Source organism: Streptomyces sp. NBC_00440, from assembly GCF_036014215.1.
In the GTDB taxonomy this organism is placed as follows: Bacteria; Actinomycetota; Actinomycetes; order Streptomycetales; family Streptomycetaceae; genus Streptomyces.
Window position 1 is genome coordinate 2,521,248 of sequence record NZ_CP107921.1, and the last position, 15,925, is coordinate 2,537,172.

Genomic DNA, 15,925 nt, shown 5'->3' on the forward strand with positions numbered 1-15,925 from the left:
CGCGGATCCACGCAGCACGGAACGGGTGTGCGCGGACCGGGTCCGACCCGCTACGATGCTTCTCGTGCCGCGGTCGCTCCGACCGGCGGCTCATGCGGGCGTAGCTCAATGGTAGAGCCCTAGTCTTCCAAACTAGCTACGCGGGTTCGATTCCCGTCGCCCGCTCCACACAGCAGTCGGCCCGGCCGGTGAGCACCTTCACCGGCCGGGCCGACTGCTGTTTCAGCCACCGATCACCGGTTCCGCCGCCCGCCGATTCCCTCACCGGCAGGGCCGCCGCGCACGCCGCGGCCGGCACCGTTCGCCGGTGCCGGCCGGGACGTCTGGAGCCGGGGCTCCGGCGCTAGAACTTGATCTGATTGATCGTGTCAGCTATCGAGTTGAGGAACCTGTTGATCGACGGAGCCATGCCCGTCGACGCCAGGAAGAAGCCGAAGAGCATGGCGACGATCGCGGGACCGGCCTTGATGGATCCACCACGGATCAACACCACAAGGACGATCGCCAACAGCAGCACCACTGACAGTGAAATGGCCACAACTGATCACAACCCTTGGTCGGTCCGCCTTGCCGGCCGGGAACGATGCCGCTCCAGCACTTCTTCCGCTGGTCCATGGTGCCACCAACAGGCCTGTGGTTGTTGCCCGGTGACGAAACGGCGCCGATCGGATCGCGCCATCCCGCGCTCCCCGCGCGTCCCGCCCCGGTGCCCGGCGCGCGGGCGCCGCCGGGGTGCGCGACGGCAATTTCCGGACTGTGCGGTCCGCCACTCGCGGGGATAAATCCGAATCGATCGTTTCACTGTCCACACATTTTGTTCACAGGCGATTGCGATAAGCCCGAGCAGCCACCGGACGGCCTCTGAAGCGGGTCCCGAAGGGCGTCGTTATGCGCCATTTAAGTGGGATGAGTTACCCCATATGCATACATAAGATCAGGGTAGTAAAGGTAAGCCGCGGGGGCAGACGTACTGCGAATATCACAGACACCGGAGAGGGTTTTACGGATTCCCTCACGCGACGCTAGGGTTCCTCGAATGGTTCATGCTCCACACGGATATCAGCGGGCCCCACTCCCCCTGGCGCGGGAGACGGAACCCGAAACCTCCACAGCCTCACAGGCGCCGCCCAGACCGGACACAGCGCATGTACAGGCGCCTGCCCCCGGCGCCAAGAAGGAGCGCAACGCTCTCTTCGACAACGCGAAGTTCCTGGCCATCGTGCTCGTGGCCATGGCGCACGCGTGGGAGCCGATCATGGACGGCAGCCGCACCACGCGGGCGCTGTACATGTTCGTCTACACGTTCCATATGCCTGCATTCATCATTATCTCGGGATATTTCTCCCGCAGTTTCGACATGCGACCCGACCGGCTGCGTCGGCTGGTGACGGGTGTCGTCGTTCCTTATGTGATCTTCGAGACCACTTACTCGCTCTACGAGAAGTGGGGCAACAACGACCCCGGTCACCAGATCAGCCTGCTCGACCCGTACTTCCTGACGTGGTTCCTGATCGCCCTCTTCATCTGGCGGCTCACCACGCCAATCTGGCTCAATCTGCGCTATCCGATGACCATCTCGCTCGTCATCGCGATCCTCGCGTCGATCACCCCCAACATCGGCGACGACCTCGATCTGCAGCGGGTCCTCCAGTTCCTGCCGTTCTTCGTGCTGGGTCTGAAGCTCAAGCCCGAGCACTTCCAGTGGGTGCAGCGCCGGGGTGCGCGGCCGGTGGCCGTCGCGATCATGCTGGTCACGGTGGTGTTCGCCTACTGGGCGGCGCCCAGAATGACGCTCAACTGGTTCTACCGGGGCACCAGCGCCCAGCAGCTCGGCGTCGACTGGTGGGAGGGCGTCGTGATGACGCTCGGCCTCACCGTCTGCGGGCTGGTGCTGACCGCGTGCTTCCTGGCCCTCGTGCCGCGCCGCAAGACCTGGTTCACCGCGCTCGGCGCCGGCACGCTCTGCGGCTATCTGCTGCACGGTCTGCTCATCAAGACCATCGAGTACGCGGGTCTGATCGACGACTACAGCTGGCTGAAGAGCCCGCTGGGCGAGATCTTCGCAACGCTCTTCATGGCGGCCGCCGTCACGCTGTTCTGCACCCCGCCGGTGCGGCGCGTGATGCGCTTCGCGACGGAACCCGAGATGAAGTGGGCGTTCCGGTCCGACCCGGTGGAGAACGCACGGAATCGGGAGCGCGAGCGCGAGAAGGTTCCGGCCTGATCCGAACGGAACCCAGCCCCGGGCCCGGCCTCCGGAGCTGAACCAGCAGCACACCGCCCGCAGTTGAGCCCCGTCCGACGGAGAACCGTTGGACGGGGCTCAACTGCGCAGCAGAGCAATCGCGTCACAGGGCAACTGCGTAATAGGGCAACTGCGTAATAGGGCAACTGCGTAACAGAGCGAACGCGCGACCGGAGCCGGTTACAGCATGGGCCCCGCGTCGCTGTCCCGGCAGATCAGCAGCAGCGCCCTGTCGTCGTTGACGTCCTTGGCCACCGCCTCGATGAGATGCCACGCCGCGCCCTCGAAGGTGCTGGCGACATAGCGGTCGGCCTCCCCCGTCAGCCGGTCGATCCCCTCGCTGATGTCGCGGTCGGGCGCCTCGACCAGCCCGTCCGTGAAGAGCATCAGGACGTCGCCGGGGCCGAGTGACCCCTTGGCCGCGTCGAACTCGGCGCCGTCGTAGACACCGAGGAGCGGGCCTTCGCCCGACTTCTCCTCCCACAGACCGCTGCCCGCGTGCAGTTGGAGCGCCGGGAGGTGGCCGGCCGAGAGGAGTTCGTAGTCGCCCGTGTCCAGGTCGAGGACCAGATGGATCGAGGTGGCGAACCCCTCGTCCCAGTCCTGGCGCAGCAGATAGCCGTTGGCGGCCGGCAGGAAGTCATGGGGCGGGAGCGAGCCGAGCAGACCGCCGAAGGCACCCGAGAGCAGCAGGGCCCGGGAGCCCGCGTCCATCCCCTTGCCGGAGACGTCCGTGAGGACGACTTCCAGGGTGCGGCCCCCACAGGTGCGCCCGGCGACCACGAAGTCGCCCGAGAAGGACTGACCGCCGGCGGGCCGCAGCGCCATCTCGCGGTGCCAGCCCTGGGGCAGCCGCGGGAGTTTGCTCTGGACGCGGATCCGTTCACGCAGGTCGAAGAGCATGGTCCCGCCGCGCCGCCACGGCACCCCGACCCGGCTGCGGAACTGCGCGATGAGCAGGCCGAAGAGCCCGCAGGCGGCCACCGTGAGGACCGTGCCGGGGGTGACCGGCGTGGCCCCGTCGGTGTACGGACCGAGCTTGACCGACTCGACGATGAGGGCGGCGGCCGCCGCGGCGTAGAGGCCCAGCAGGCTCGCCGGGCGCAGCAGCAGTCCGCCGGCCACGATGGGCAGCACCAGCGTCGAGGGCGAGCACCAGACCGGGGTGAGGATGGTCGCCCAGGCCAGCGCGGGGACGGTCAGCAGGAGCGTGGCGAGGGCGAGCCCTTCGGAGCCGTCGCCGCGGAAGTAGTCGACACCGGACCGGCGCAGCACGGTCCTGGCCCGGTGCACCGACTTCCGCATCCGGGCCGTGAACGCTTCTTCTCCGACGCGACCGGCCATTGCCCGGACCTTATCCACCCGTGCGGGTCCCGCGCAGGGGGACCCTGTGACATCGCGTTCGAAATTGACTCGCCCGGCATGGGCCCCGCTGGTAGGGATGGTTCATGGATACCGAACTGAAGGTACTGCGCCGCGACACCATGGACACCTGGTACCGGGGGTTGATGCGGGCCTTCGGCGGGTTCGACGAATCGCCCGATGAGCGCGCGCTCTGGGAGGATCTCACCGAGTTCGAGCGCTCGATCGGCGCCTGGGACGGTGACCTGTGTGTGGGTACGGCGGGGGCGTTCAGCTTCAAGCTCTCGGTACCGGGGGGCGCTTACGTACCGGCGGCGGGCGTGACCATGGTCAGCGTGGCGGCGACGCACCGGCGGCGCGGGATCCTGACATCCATGATGCGGCGGCAGTTGGACGACGTACGGGCGCTCGGAGAACCGCTGGCCGTACTGACCGCTTCGGAGCCGGCGATCTACGGACGCTTCGGATACGGCATCGCCTCCCGGCAGTTGGCGGCCGAGATCGACACGGCGCGGGTGACGCTCGCGGCGCCGCCCGGGACCGACGCCGTACGGCTGCGGTACGCGCCGGTCGATGAGGTGGCCGCGCAGTGCGAGGCACTGTATGTGCGCTCCATCGGTTCGCGCCCCGGAATGCTCCAGCGGACGCCGGGATGGGAGCGGATGCCGCTGCTCGACCCGCCCTCCGAGCGTGGGGGTGCGTCGCCGCTGCAGTGCGTGGTCGCCGAGCGGGACGGCGAGATGGTGGGGTACGTCCGTTTCCGTACGAAGATCGACTCCGACGCGGCGGGCCCCGATGGCTCCGTCACCCTGCGGCACATCGACGCGGTGGACCCCGCGGCATCCGCGGCTCTGTGGCGGTTCCTGTTCGGCATCGACCTGACGTCGACGGTGCGCGTCCACAACCGCCCGCTCGACGACCCCTGGCAGTATCTGGTGTCGGACATCCGCCGGTGCCGGGTCCAGGTGCGCGATGTGCTGCATCTGCGGCTGGTGGATGTGGGGGCGGCGCTCGAAGGCCGTACCTACCGGGCCCCGGTGGATGCGGTGTTCGGCGTCGAGGACGCCTTCTGCCCCTGGAACAGCGGGCGTTGGCGGCTGACCGGGGACGCCCGGGGCGCGTCCTGTGTGCGGACCGACGACCCGGCCGACCTCGAACTGTCCGTACAGGAGCTGGGCGCCGCCTATCTGGGCGGTACGCCGCTCACGGCGCTGGCGGATGCCGGTCTGGTGCGGGAGCTGCGGCCCGGCACGCTGGCCGGGGCATCGCTCGCCTTCGGTTCGGACAAGGCGCCCTGGCTGCCGCACGGGTTCTGAGCGTGCGGGCGGTCCGCTAGCGCTGCTGGCAGTCCGGGCACCAGAAGAGGTTGCGGGCGGCCAGCGGTGCGGTGCGGATCTCGGCGCCGCAGAGGTGGCAGGGCATCGCGGCCCGGCGGTAGACGTACACCTCACCGCCGTGGTCGTCGACCCTCGGCGCCCGGCCGGTCGCCTCGGGCATGTGCTCGGGGCGGACGGTGTCGATGCGGTTGTTCCGTACGCCCTCCCGCATCAGGTCCACGAGGTCGGCCCAGACAGCGTCCCACTCGGCGCGGGTCAGGTCCTTGCCCGCGCGGTACGGGTCGATGCCGTGCCGGAAGAGGACCTCGGCGCGGTAGACGTTGCCGACGCCCGCGATCACCTTCTGGTCCATGAGCAGGGCGGCCACGGTCGTACGGGAGCGGGAGATGCGGGACCAGGCGCGGTCGCCGGAGTCCTCGGGGCGGAGCGGGTCGGGGCCGAGCCGGTCGTGTATCGCCTGCTTCTCGCCGTCCGTGATCAGCGCGCAGGTGGTCGGGCCGCGCAGGTCGGCGTACGCGTCGTCGTTGACCAGGCGCAGCCGGACGGTGTCGGTGGGCGGCGCGGCGGGCGCGGTGCCGAAGCCCAGCTTTCCGAACAGACCGAGGTGGATATGGACCCAGCCGCCCGCGCCGAAACCCAGGAACAGATGCTTCCCGTGCGCCTCGGCGGTCTCCAGGGTGCGGCGGTCGATGAGCGCCGCACTGCCGGAGAACTTGCCCTGCGGACTGGAGGCACGCACAGGCCGGCCGCCGAACCTCTCGAAGTGGTCGGCGGCCAGTCGGTGGATGGTGTGGCCCTCGGGCACTGAGAAGTTAGTCCTTCTGCGGGTGGTGGGCCGGGACGGGCGGCAGTTCGCCGGTCGCCTCGTATGCGGTGAGCATGTCGATGCGGCGCTGGTGGCGCTCCTCGCCGGAGTACGGGGTGTTGAGGAAGATCTCCACGAACTTCAGCGCCTCCTCCTGCGTGTGCATCCGGCCGCCGACGGAGATGACGTTGGCGTTGTTGTGCTCACGACCGAGAGCTGCGGTCTGCTCACTCCAAGCGAGCACCGCCCGTACCCCCTTGACCTTGTTGGCCGCGATCTGCTCACCATTGCCGGAGCCACCGATGACGACGCCGAGGCTGTCGGGGTCCGCGGCCGTCTTCACGGCGGCCCGGAGGCAGAACGGCGGGTAGTCGTCCACGGCGTCGTAGATGTGGGGACCGCAGTCCACGGGCTCATGGCCGTGGGCGGTGAGCCACTCGACGAGGTGGTTCTTGAGTTCGTAACCGGCATGATCGGAACCGAGGTACACGCGCATGCTTCGAGTGTGGCACGCCGGGTAGGTGGGACGCCTGGTCGGGGCACGTATGCGTGACCCGTTCGCGACAATTAAGGACAGAGAGCATGAGTGCTGCACCTCCTTCGCGGGTCGCTGACAGATCGCCCGGTGGCGATTCTCCCGACGGACTTCAGGCCGGCCTGAAGAACCGTCATCTCTCGATGATCGCCATCGGCGGTGTGATCGGCGCGGGGCTGTTCGTGGGCTCCGGGGCCGGGATCAACGCCGCGGGCCCCGGCATTCTGCTCTCGTACGCGCTGACCGGGCTGCTCGTCGTCCTGGTGATGCGGATGCTGGGCGAGATGGCCGCGGCGGATCCGGTCTCCGGTTCCTTCTCCACATACGCGGACCGGGCGCTCGGCCGGTGGGCCGGGTTCACCATCGGCTGGCTCTACTGGTTCTTCTGGGCCGTGGTCCTCGCCGTGGAAGCGACCGCGGCCGCTTCCATCCTCACCGGGTGGGTGCCCGCGATACCGCAGTGGGCGTGGGCGCTCCTGGTGATGCTGGTGCTGACCGGCACCAACCTGGTCTCGGTCGGCTCCTTCGGCGAATTCGAATTCTGGTTCGCCGGGATCAAGGTCGTCTCGATCATTGCCTTCATCGTGATCGGGCTGCTCGCCGTGTTCGGCCTGCCGCCGGGCGGCGACCCGGCCGGGATGAGCAATCTGACCGGGCACGGCGGATTCCTGCCGAACGGGCCGGGCGCGATCCTCTCCGGGATGCTGCTGGTCGTCTTCTCCTTCATGGGCTCGGAGATCGTGACGCTGGCCGCCGCCGAGTCGCCCAACCCGGTGCAGGCCGTCCGCAAGGCGGTCAACAGCGTGATCTGGCGGATCGCGCTGTTCTACATCGGCTCGATCTTCGTCATCGTCACGCTGCTGCCGTGGGACTCCAAGGCGGTCACGGCCAGTCCGTACGTGGCCGTGCTCGACTCGCTGGACATCCCCGGCGCCGGCACGATCATGGACATCGTGGTGCTGACCGCGGTGCTCTCCTGTCTCAACTCCGGTCTGTACACGGCCTCCAGGATGGCCTTCTCGCTCGGTCAGCGCGGTGACGCCCCGAAGGCGTTCGCCACGGTCAACCGGGGCGGCGTACCCGCCGTCGCGATCTGGGCGTCCGTCGCGTTCGGCTTTGTGGCGGTGTTCTTCAACTACATCGCCCAGGACACCGTCTTCCAGTTCCTGCTGAACTCGTCGGGCGCGGTGGCCCTCTTCGTCTGGCTGGTCATCTGCTTCTCGCAGCTGCGGATGCGCCGCAGGATCGAGCGGGAGAACCCGGAGCTGCTGACCGTACGGATGTGGCTGTACCCGTATCTGACCTGGGCGACGATCGCCCTGATCCTCTTCGTGGTCGGCTACATGCTGTACGACACCGACGGGCGCAAGCAGATGCTGCTCTCGGTGCTGGTGGGCGCGCTGGTGCTGGTGGTCGCGGTGGTGCGGGACCGGCGGCGGAAGACCGTCGCGGCGGCTGCCCCGGCCGCGGCCGACGGCTGATCCGTACACGTCCGCAACCCATGCGGGAGGGGCCGCACCCGGCGAACCGGGTGCGGCCCCTCCCGCATTTCTGTCCGTCGGTCGCGGGGATCAGCCGCGGCGGCCCGCCAGCTTCCAGGCGCTCGGCAGCACGCCCATCGCGAGGGCCGCCTTCAGCGCGTCACCGATGAGGAACGGGACGAGACCGGCGGCGATGGCCGCGGAGGCCGAAAGGCCGGTGGTCAGCGCCAGGTACGGGACGCCGACCGCGTAGATGATCGCCGAGCCGAGCACCATGGTCCCCGCGGTGCGCAGCACGGACCGGTCGCCGCCGCGCCGGGCCAGCGCGCCGACCGCGGCCGATGCGAGCAGCATCCCCAGGACGTAGCCGAACGAGGCGCTGCCGGTGCCCGACGTGCCGCCGGCGAACCACGGCATACCCGCCATGCCCACCAGCGTGTACAGCGCGAGGGAGAGGAAGCCGCGGCGCGCGCCGAGCGCGGCGCCCACCAGGAGCACCGCGAAGGTCTGTCCGGTGACCGGGACCGGGGAGCCGGGGATCGGCACGGCGATCTGCGCCGCGATGCCGGTGAGCGCGGCGCCGCCGAGCACGAGCGCGATGTCGCGCGTACGGGTGGCAGGCAGCAGGTCGGCGAGAACCGCTCCGGGGCGGGTGGTGGCGGCAGCAGTACTCATCGGGACTCCGCGGGTGAGGGCAGGTGGGGACAGGCTGACGTTAGCGCGGCGGCCCGGCCCGGATCACCATCAGCGGCCCACAAAGCGGAGGTTGGGGCTTTGGTTGGTTTCATACAAAGCGAGTGGTTCAACCATCTTCCCGCGTGATGCTCGTCACTGAAGGTCCGGGGCAGGTGCATCTCCGTTGCGGAACGGGTGGCCACTTGGGGACACTGTGGGATCTCACCAAAACGGTCGGCCAGATCAGCTGGCCAAAACGTCCAGCGCCATCATCCAGAGCATCGCGAGCATTGACATGTCCGAACCACTCCAGGCGGAACCTCTCTCCGTCGGGCTGAAGCAGCGCCACCTGACCATGCTCGGCCTGGGCGGGGTGATCGGCGCCGGGCTCTTCGTGGGTTCGGGCGCGGGCATCGCCGTGGCGGGCCCCGGCATCGTCGTCTCCTATCTGATCGCGGGCACACTCGCGATGCTGGTGATGCGGATGCTCGGCGAGATGTCGTCGGCGCTCCCCGCTTCCGGCTCCTTCTCAGTGCACGCGGAGCGGGCACTGGGGCGCTGGGCCGGGTTCACGGTCGGGTGGCTGTACTGGTTCCTGCTGGTGGTCGTCCTCGCGGTGGAGGCGACGGCCGCGGCCCAGATCGCCAACGGCTGGGTGCCCGGCATACCGCAGTGGACCTGGGTACTGGTCTTCATGGTGGTCTTCACCGTCGCCAACCTCGCGGCCGTGCGGAACTTCGGCGAGTTCGAGTTCTGGTTCGCGGCGCTGAAGATCGGCGCGATCGTCCTCTTCCTGGCGCTCGGACTGCTGGCGGTCTTCGGCGTGCTCCCGGACACCGACCCGGTCGGGCTGACCAACCTCACCCGGCAGGGCGGCTTCCTGCCGCACGGCTGGCACGGCGTCATCTCCGGCGTGCTCGCGGTCGTCTTCGCCTTCGGCGGTCTTGAGGTCGTGACGATCGCCGCGGCGGAGACGGAGAACCCGGTGCGCGCGGTCGGCCGGGCGGTGCGCAGCGCGGTGTTCCGGATCCTCTTCTTCTACGTGGGGTCGATGCTGGTCATCGTGACGGTGCTGCCCTGGAGCGCGCAGAAGGCGGGGCTCTCCCCCTATGTGACGGTGCTCGACTCGATCGGCGTGCCGTCCGCGGGAACCATCATGAACATCGTCGTGTTCGTGGCGATGCTCTCCGCGCTGAACGCCAACCTGTACGGCTCATCGCGGATGATCTTCTCGCTGGCCGAGCGGGGCGAGGCGCCGCGCGGGCTGCTCAAGGTCACCGGCAGCGTGCCGCGCCGGGCGGTCCTCGCCTCCGTCACCTTCGGCTTCGTGTCGGTCCTGCTCAATCTGAAGTGGCCCGACTCGGTCTTCCTCTACATGCTCAACGCGGTCGGCGCGGTGCTGCTGTTCGTCTGGGCCCTGATCGCGGCCTCCCAGCTGCGGCTGCGCCGCATGATCGAGCGGGACACCCCGGAGCTGCTGCAGCTGAGGATGTGGGGCTTCCCCTGGCTGACCTGGGTGACGCTGGCCGGTCTGGCCGCCGTCTTCGTCCTGATGCTGACCGATGCCACGGCGCGTCCGCAGCTGCTGTGGTCGCTGGGCGCGACGGCCGTGGTGCTGGTGGCGGCGGGCGTACGGGAGTTGAGCGCACGGCGGCGCGGGAGTGCACCGGCGGGCGTCGCCGGCAGCTGACGCGACAGAGGGACCGGAAGGGCGGGCGCCGCACAGGGCGCCCGCCCTTCCGGCTGTCCGCGCACGGCTGTCCACACTCGGCTGTCCGCGCATGGCAGTGCGCCCGCGTGGCCGTACGACGGCCCATCCCGCATAAATCATGCACCTGCTGCTAGCCTGCACTTGCATAGAGGTTGCAATAAGCAGTCGGAGGGCTCGGACGACATGGCGACTTACACACTTCCTGAACTTCCGTACGACTACGCGGCGCTGGAACCGGTGATCAATCCCCAGATCATCGAGCTGCACCACGACAAGCACCACGCGGCGTATGTGAAGGGCGCGAACGACACGCTGGAGCAGCTGGCCGAGGCGCGCGACAAGGACCAGTGGGGTGCGGTGAACGGGCTGGAGAAGAACCTCGCGTTCCATCTCTCCGGCCACATCCTGCACAGCATCTACTGGCACAACATGACCGGTGACGGCGGCGGCGAGCCCCTCGACAAGGACGGCACCGGCGAGCTGGCCGGTGCGATCGCCGAGTCGTTCGGCTCCTTCGCCAAGTTCAAGGCCCAGCTGACCAAGGCCGCGGCGACCACCCAGGGTTCGGGCTGGGGCGTCCTCGCGTACGAGCCGGTCAGCGGGCGGCTCATCGTCGAGCAGATCTATGACCACCAGGGCAACGTCGGCCAGGGTTCGGTGCCTGTGCTCGTCTTCGACGCCTGGGAGCACGCCTTCTATCTGCAGTACAAGAACCAGAAGGTGGACTTCATCGAGGCGATGTGGAAGGTCGTCAACTGGCAGGACGTGGCGAAGCGTTACGCCGCGGCCAAGGAGCGCGCCGACGTGCTGCTGCTCGCACCGTGACGGCGCGGTGCTCATGACGTCCTGCTCGTGATCGTCTTCTCAACCTTCACCTGCGGGCGGATGAAAAGCAGCCGGCCTCCGCGAGGACATGACTCGCGGAGGCCGGCTGTCGGCGTCGGTCGGCCCAGGACTCCGGCCGAAGGCTCAAGAAGGCGCAAGAAGACTCAACAGGCCTGAAGAAGGCCGAAGAAGGCTCAGTCGAAGATCGGGCCCTGGGTACGGGTCCGCTTGATCTCGTAGAAGCCGGGGATCGAGGCGACCATCAGGGTGCCGTCCCAGAGCTTCGCCGCCTCGTCGCCCTTGGGCGCCGGGGTGACGACGGGGCCGAAGAACGCGATCTGCTCGCCGTCGGCGCCGGGGACCGCGATGACCGGGGTGCCGACCTCCTGGCCGACCATGTCGATGCCCTCGTGGTGGGAGGCGCGCAGCTCCGCCTCGTAGTCGAAGGGGCTCTGGTCCGCGTAATCGAGCAGTTCGGCGGGCAGCCCCACCTCGTCCAGCGCGGCCGCGATGGCCTCCCGGGTCGGGCCCTGGCCCTCGTTGTGGAAACGGGTGCCGAGCGCGGTGTACAGCTTGCCGACGATCTCATCGCCGTGCTTCTGCTGGGCGGCGATGACGACCCGCACCGGCGCCCAGGCCCTGACGGCCAGCATCTCGCGGTACTCGTCGGACAGCTCGTCGAGCCGGTCCTCGTTGAGGACGGCCAGGCTCATCACGTGCCAGCGGACCTCGACATCCCGGACCTTCTCGACCTCAAGCATCCAGCGGGACGTCATCCACGCCCAGGGGCACAGCGGATCGAACCAGAAGTCGACGGGGGTCTTCTCGGACATGTCTCTCCTCGGGATGCGCACTTCTCGACACTTCTCCACTGCGGCAACTCTTCTGCTGCAACACCCCCGGTCGGCCCCGCCATTCCCGGCTGCCTCCCCCGAGCGGCGCGTGGGAGGATTCGGACAACGGATCGTATACACGAAGGAGTGCCCGTGCCCGGTGAGAATCTGTCCCGCGACGAAGCCCGGAGGCGGGCCGAGCTCCTCTCTGTCGACGGGTACGCGGTCGCCCTCGATCTGCGCTCGGCGGTCGGGGACGGCCCGGGCGACGAGCCGCGCACCTTCCGCTCGGTGACGACCGTGCGGTTCCGCTCGGCCGAGGCGGGCGTCTCCACCTTCGCCGATCTGATCGCTCCGTCGGTGACGTCGGTGAAGCTGAACGGGCGGGAGCTGGACCCGGCCGCCGTCTTCGACGGGTCCCGGATCGCGCTCGACGGGATCGCCACCGAGAACGTCCTGGTCGTGGACGCGCAGTGCGCGTACAGCAGGACCGGCGAGGGCCTGCACCGCTTCGTCGACCCGGAGGACGGCGAGGTCTATCTGTACACGCAGTACGAGCCCGCCGACTCGCGCCGGGTCTTCGCCAACTTCGAACAGCCCGACCTGAAGGCGCCCTACGAGTTCGAGGTGACCGCGCCCGACGGCTGGACGGTGTGGAGCAACGGCGTCGGCGAGCAGACCGACGGGGTGTGGAGCTTCGCCGAGACCAAACCGATCTCCACGTACATCACCGCGGTCGTCGCCGGCCCGTACCACCACATGACGGATGTCTACCGCCGGACCCTGGAGGACGGGACCGAGCTGGAGATCCCGCTCGGCGCGCTCTGCCGCAAGGGCCTTGCCAGGCACTTCGACGCCGATGACATCTTCCTGGTGACCAAGCAGGGTCTCGACTTCTTCCACGACCACTTCGACTACCCGTACCCCTTCGGCAAGTACGACCAGGCCTTCGTGCCCGAGTACAACCTCGGAGCGATGGAGAACCCGGGTCTGGTGACGTTCCGCGAGGAGTACATCTACCGGGGCAAGGTGACGCGTGCCGCGTACGAGCGCAGGGCCAACGTCATCCTGCACGAGATGGCCCACATGTGGTTCGGCGATCTCGTCACCATGGTCTGGTGGGACGACCTGTGGCTGAAGGAGTCCTTCGCGGACTTCATGGGCTCCTTCTCGATGGTGAACGCCACCCGTTTCACCGACGGCTGGATCACCTTCGCCAACAACCGCAAGGCCTGGGCGTACCGCGCCGACCAGCTGCCGTCCACCCATCCGGTCACGGCCGACATCCGTGACCTGGAGGACGCCAAGCTCAACTTCGACGGGATCACCTACGCCAAGGGCGCGTCGGTGCTCAAGCAGCTGGTCGCCTACGTCGGGCAGGACGCCTTCCTGGAGGGCGCCCGCCGCTACTTCAAGCGGAACGCGTACGGGAACACCCGCCTCGGCGATCTGCTGTCCGTACTGGAGGAGACCAGCGGCCGGGACATGGTGTCCTGGTCGCGCTCCTGGCTCCAGACGGCCGGGGTCAACTCGCTGACGCCCGCCATCGTCCACGACGCGGAGTGCCGCATCACGGAGCTGGCCGTGCTGCAGGACGCGGCCGACTCGCACCCCGAACTCCGGCCCCACCGGGTCGCTGTCGGGCTGTACCGGATCGAGGACGGGGCGCTGGTGCGGTACGCGCGCGCCGAGGCCGACGTGTCGGGCCCGCGTACGGTCGTGGCCGAACTGGCCGGTGCCGAGCGGCCCGATCTGGTGCTGGTCAACGACGACGACCTCACGTACTGCAAGATCCGCTTCGACGAGGGCTCCCTGGACACGCTCCGCGAGCATCTCGGCGACATCACCGATCCGCTCGCGCGGGCGCTCTGCTGGTCGGCGCTGTGGAACCTGACCCGGGACGCGCTGATGCCGGCCCGGGACTTCATCGCGCTGGTGCTGCGGTTCGCGGGCCGCGAGTCGGACATCGGTGTGCTCCAGATGCTGCACGCCTGGGCGCGGAGCGCGCTGCTGCACTACGCGGCGCCCGACTGGCGCGAGGAGGGCGGGCAGCTGCTCGCCGAGGGCGCGCTGCGCGAACTGCGGCTGGCCGAGCCAGGCAGCGAGGCCCAGCTGACCTGGGCACGGTTCTTCGCGGCCACCGCGACGACGGGCACCGACTTCCAGCTGATCCAGGGGCTGCTCGACGGCACGGCGAAGGTCGACGGGCTCGATGTGGACCAGGAGCTGCGCTGGGAGCTGCTGGCCCCGCTCGCCTCGCACGGTGTCGCCGACGAGCAGGGCATCGCGGCGGAGCTGGCCCGCGACGACACGGCGTCCGGCAAGCGGCACGAGGTGCGCGCGCTGGCATCGCGCCCATCGGCGGAGGTCAAGGCCGAGGCCTGGCGGGCGCTCGTGGAGTCCGACACGCTCTCCAACGCGCTGGTGGAGGCGACGATCGGCGGGTTCGGGCAGGCGTCGCAGCGTGAGCTGACCGCCCCGTACGCGGCGAAGTACTTCGAGGTCATCGAGCGCATCTGGACCGAGCGTTCGATCCAGATCGGGATGCTCGTCGTGCGGGGCCTCTTCCCCGGGCTGCAGGACAACCGGTCGACGCTGGACGCGACGGACGCCTGGCTGGAGGGGCACCAGGACGCGGCGCCCGCGCTGCGCCGGCTCGTCCTGGAGGCACGGGACGACCTGGCGCGTGCGCTGCGCGGCCAGGAGTGCGACGCCGGCGCGGGGTCCGCGGCCGCGGCCGTCTGAGAGGCCGCACCGCGGTCTGAAAAGCAGTCGGCTGCTCCATGAGCGGGCCGTCGCCCTGGGCCAATCGGGCGACGGCCTGCTCGGCCATCGAACGCGCTTACTTTAGGACGGTGTTGTCCGGTTTTGCCGACAGTTGTGTAACAGGGGTTAGCGGGCGGCGGGACCATGGGCATCTCCGGTGCATGAACCGCGATACCTGCCTCTGCGGGGAGACCTCGTCCCCGCTCTCCCCCCGTTCCCCCGGTCACTCCGCCGGCGTCCACAGCAGGGTGCTCTCGGCGCCGCAGCTGCGCGCTCACGGAGTGACGGCGGCCCGCGCGGCCGCCCAGTGCCGGCCCGGAGGCCCCTGGCAGCAGCTGCTGCCGGGGGTCTTCGTGCTGCACCCGGGCCCGCCGACCGGCGAGGAACGGCTGCACGCCGCGCTGCTGTACGCCGGGCGGCCCCCGGCGGAACGCTCCGGGAAGGTGCCGTCCCAGCCGCGCCGCGGGGTGGGGCAGGCGGCTCCGGCGCACGCCCCTTCGGTCCAGGGCAGTCCCGCGGCCGGTCCTGTCCCGTACGGCAACACGATGGTCACCGGCCTCGCGGCGCTCGCGCTGCACCGCTTCTCGGCCGCTCCCCCGCTGATCTCCGTCGACCGGATCGATGTGCTGGTGCCGCGCACCCGCAGGCTCCGCTCCACGGGCTGCGCCCGGATCGTCCGGGCGCACACCCTGCCGGGGGCCCAGCAGATCGCCGGGGTGCCGGTGGCGCCGGTGGAACGGGCCCTGGCCGACGCGGTCGCCGAGCTCTCGGACGCGGACGCGGTACGCCGGCTCCTCACCGAGGCCGTACGCGGCGGGCACTGTGAACCGGCCACCCTGGTCCGGGAACTGACCCTGGCCCGGCTGCTCTCGCGCGAGCAGGTGTCGGACGCGGTGGACTCGCTGCTCGCGGAGGGGCGTTCGCTCGCCGAGGACCGGCTCTACGGTCTGGTGCGCGACCACGCGCTGCCCGATCCGCTGTGGAACGTGGAATTGCGGCTGCCCGGCGGGCCCTCGCTCGGCGGTGTGGACGCCTACTGGCCCGACGAGGCGGTGGCCGTGGAGCTGGACACCCGGCCGGTGCCCCGTGCGCGTTCCGGTCACGGGGCGGCAGTTGCGGCCGGAGACGATGCGGACGTGCTCGGTTCGCCGTACGCCCGCAAGCGCGACCATCTGGAGCGGCTCGGCATCACGGTCGTGCATCTGACGCCGGCCAAGCTGCGTGACGCACCGGCGCAGCAGGCGACGGTGGTGCGCACCGCCCTGATGGCCGCCGAGGACCGCGCGCCCGCCGCCCGTGTGGTGATCCTGCCCCGCTGACCCGACGGTCGGGCGCCGCGAACGGCGGCGC

13 protein-coding genes and 1 tRNA gene are annotated in these 15,925 nt (G+C 69.5%); 8 read left to right on the forward strand and 6 right to left on the reverse strand.

From position 1 onward, the window contains the following. Positions 1-94: 94 nt before the first annotated feature. Positions 95-168, forward strand: a tRNA-Gly gene (locus tag OHB13_RS11210). A gap of 175 nt (positions 169-343) precedes the next feature. Here the strand turns inward: OHB13_RS11210 and OHB13_RS11215 are convergent. After that, the gene (locus OHB13_RS11215; RefSeq protein WP_164261160.1) at positions 344-538 is read right to left on the reverse strand and encodes a hypothetical protein; all 195 of its coding nucleotides are present in this window, start codon (positions 536-538) and stop codon (positions 344-346) included. A gap of 498 nt (positions 539-1,036) precedes the next feature. On the opposite strand from OHB13_RS11215, the gene OHB13_RS11220 reads away from it, so the two are divergent. Further along, the gene (locus OHB13_RS11220; RefSeq protein WP_328376949.1) at positions 1,037-2,224 is read left to right on the forward strand and encodes an acyltransferase family protein; all 1,188 of its coding nucleotides are present in this window, start codon (positions 1,037-1,039) and stop codon (positions 2,222-2,224) included. A gap of 201 nt (positions 2,225-2,425) precedes the next feature. Here OHB13_RS11220 and OHB13_RS11225 read toward each other — a convergent pair whose 3' ends face one another. After that, positions 2,426-3,589: a PP2C family protein-serine/threonine phosphatase gene (locus OHB13_RS11225; RefSeq protein WP_328376950.1), complete on the reverse strand. Its 1,164-nt coding sequence runs from the start codon at positions 3,587-3,589 to the stop codon at positions 2,426-2,428. Between the two features lie 104 nt (positions 3,590-3,693). Here OHB13_RS11225 and OHB13_RS11230 point away from each other — a divergent pair, with 104 nt between their 5' ends. After that, the gene (locus OHB13_RS11230; protein ID WP_328376951.1) at positions 3,694-4,923 is read left to right on the forward strand and encodes a GNAT family N-acetyltransferase; all 1,230 of its coding nucleotides are present in this window, start codon (positions 3,694-3,696) and stop codon (positions 4,921-4,923) included. 16 nt (positions 4,924-4,939) lie between these two features. Here the strand turns inward: OHB13_RS11230 and OHB13_RS11235 are convergent, their stop codons facing one another. Together OHB13_RS11235 and OHB13_RS11240 are read right to left on the reverse strand one after the other, a co-directional pair. After that, positions 4,940-5,749 carry an Fpg/Nei family DNA glycosylase gene (locus tag OHB13_RS11235; RefSeq protein ID WP_328376952.1) on the reverse strand — a complete coding sequence of 270 codons (810 nt, stop codon included), beginning with the start codon at positions 5,747-5,749 and terminating at the stop codon, positions 4,940-4,942. A gap of 7 nt (positions 5,750-5,756) precedes the next feature. Continuing rightward, positions 5,757-6,245 carry a ribose-5-phosphate isomerase gene (locus OHB13_RS11240; protein WP_328376953.1) on the reverse strand — a complete coding sequence of 163 codons (489 nt, stop codon included), beginning with the start codon at positions 6,243-6,245 and terminating at the stop codon, positions 5,757-5,759. An 86-nt stretch (positions 6,246-6,331) separates the two neighbouring features. Between OHB13_RS11240 and OHB13_RS11245 the strand changes: the two genes are divergently transcribed. Continuing rightward, positions 6,332-7,765, forward strand: a complete 1,434-nt coding sequence (locus OHB13_RS11245; RefSeq protein ID WP_328376954.1) for an amino acid permease — start codon at positions 6,332-6,334, stop codon at positions 7,763-7,765. A gap of 90 nt (positions 7,766-7,855) precedes the next feature. Here OHB13_RS11245 and OHB13_RS11250 read toward each other — a convergent pair whose 3' ends face one another. Continuing rightward, positions 7,856-8,440, reverse strand: coding sequence for a biotin transporter BioY (locus OHB13_RS11250; protein WP_328376955.1), 585 nt, complete (start codon positions 8,438-8,440; stop codon positions 7,856-7,858). Between the two features lie 295 nt (positions 8,441-8,735). Here OHB13_RS11250 and OHB13_RS11255 point away from each other — a divergent pair, with 295 nt between their 5' ends. Continuing rightward, positions 8,736-10,130: an amino acid permease gene (locus OHB13_RS11255; RefSeq protein WP_328376956.1), complete on the forward strand. Its 1,395-nt coding sequence runs from the start codon at positions 8,736-8,738 to the stop codon at positions 10,128-10,130. A 204-nt stretch (positions 10,131-10,334) separates the two neighbouring features. Continuing rightward, positions 10,335-10,976 carry a superoxide dismutase gene (locus OHB13_RS11260; protein ID WP_266857001.1) on the forward strand — a complete coding sequence of 214 codons (642 nt, stop codon included), beginning with the start codon at positions 10,335-10,337 and terminating at the stop codon, positions 10,974-10,976. 194 nt (positions 10,977-11,170) lie between these two features. Here OHB13_RS11260 and OHB13_RS11265 read toward each other — a convergent pair whose 3' ends face one another. Beyond that, complete coding sequence (locus OHB13_RS11265; protein WP_266856999.1) at positions 11,171-11,809, reverse strand: mycothiol-dependent nitroreductase Rv2466c family protein; 639 nt, start codon at positions 11,807-11,809, stop codon at positions 11,171-11,173. Positions 11,810-11,962: 153 nt separating this feature from the next. On the opposite strand from OHB13_RS11265, the gene pepN reads away from it, so the two are divergent. Together pepN and OHB13_RS11275 are read left to right on the forward strand one after the other, a co-directional pair. Continuing rightward, the gene (gene pepN, locus OHB13_RS11270) at positions 11,963-14,554 is read left to right on the forward strand and encodes an aminopeptidase N (RefSeq protein ID WP_328376957.1); all 2,592 of its coding nucleotides are present in this window, start codon (positions 11,963-11,965) and stop codon (positions 14,552-14,554) included. 182 nt (positions 14,555-14,736) lie between these two features. Further along, a complete protein-coding gene (locus OHB13_RS11275) occupies positions 14,737-15,894 on the forward strand; it encodes a hypothetical protein (RefSeq protein WP_328376958.1) in 1,158 nt (385 codons plus the stop codon). Positions 15,895-15,925: the final 31 nt, after the last annotated feature.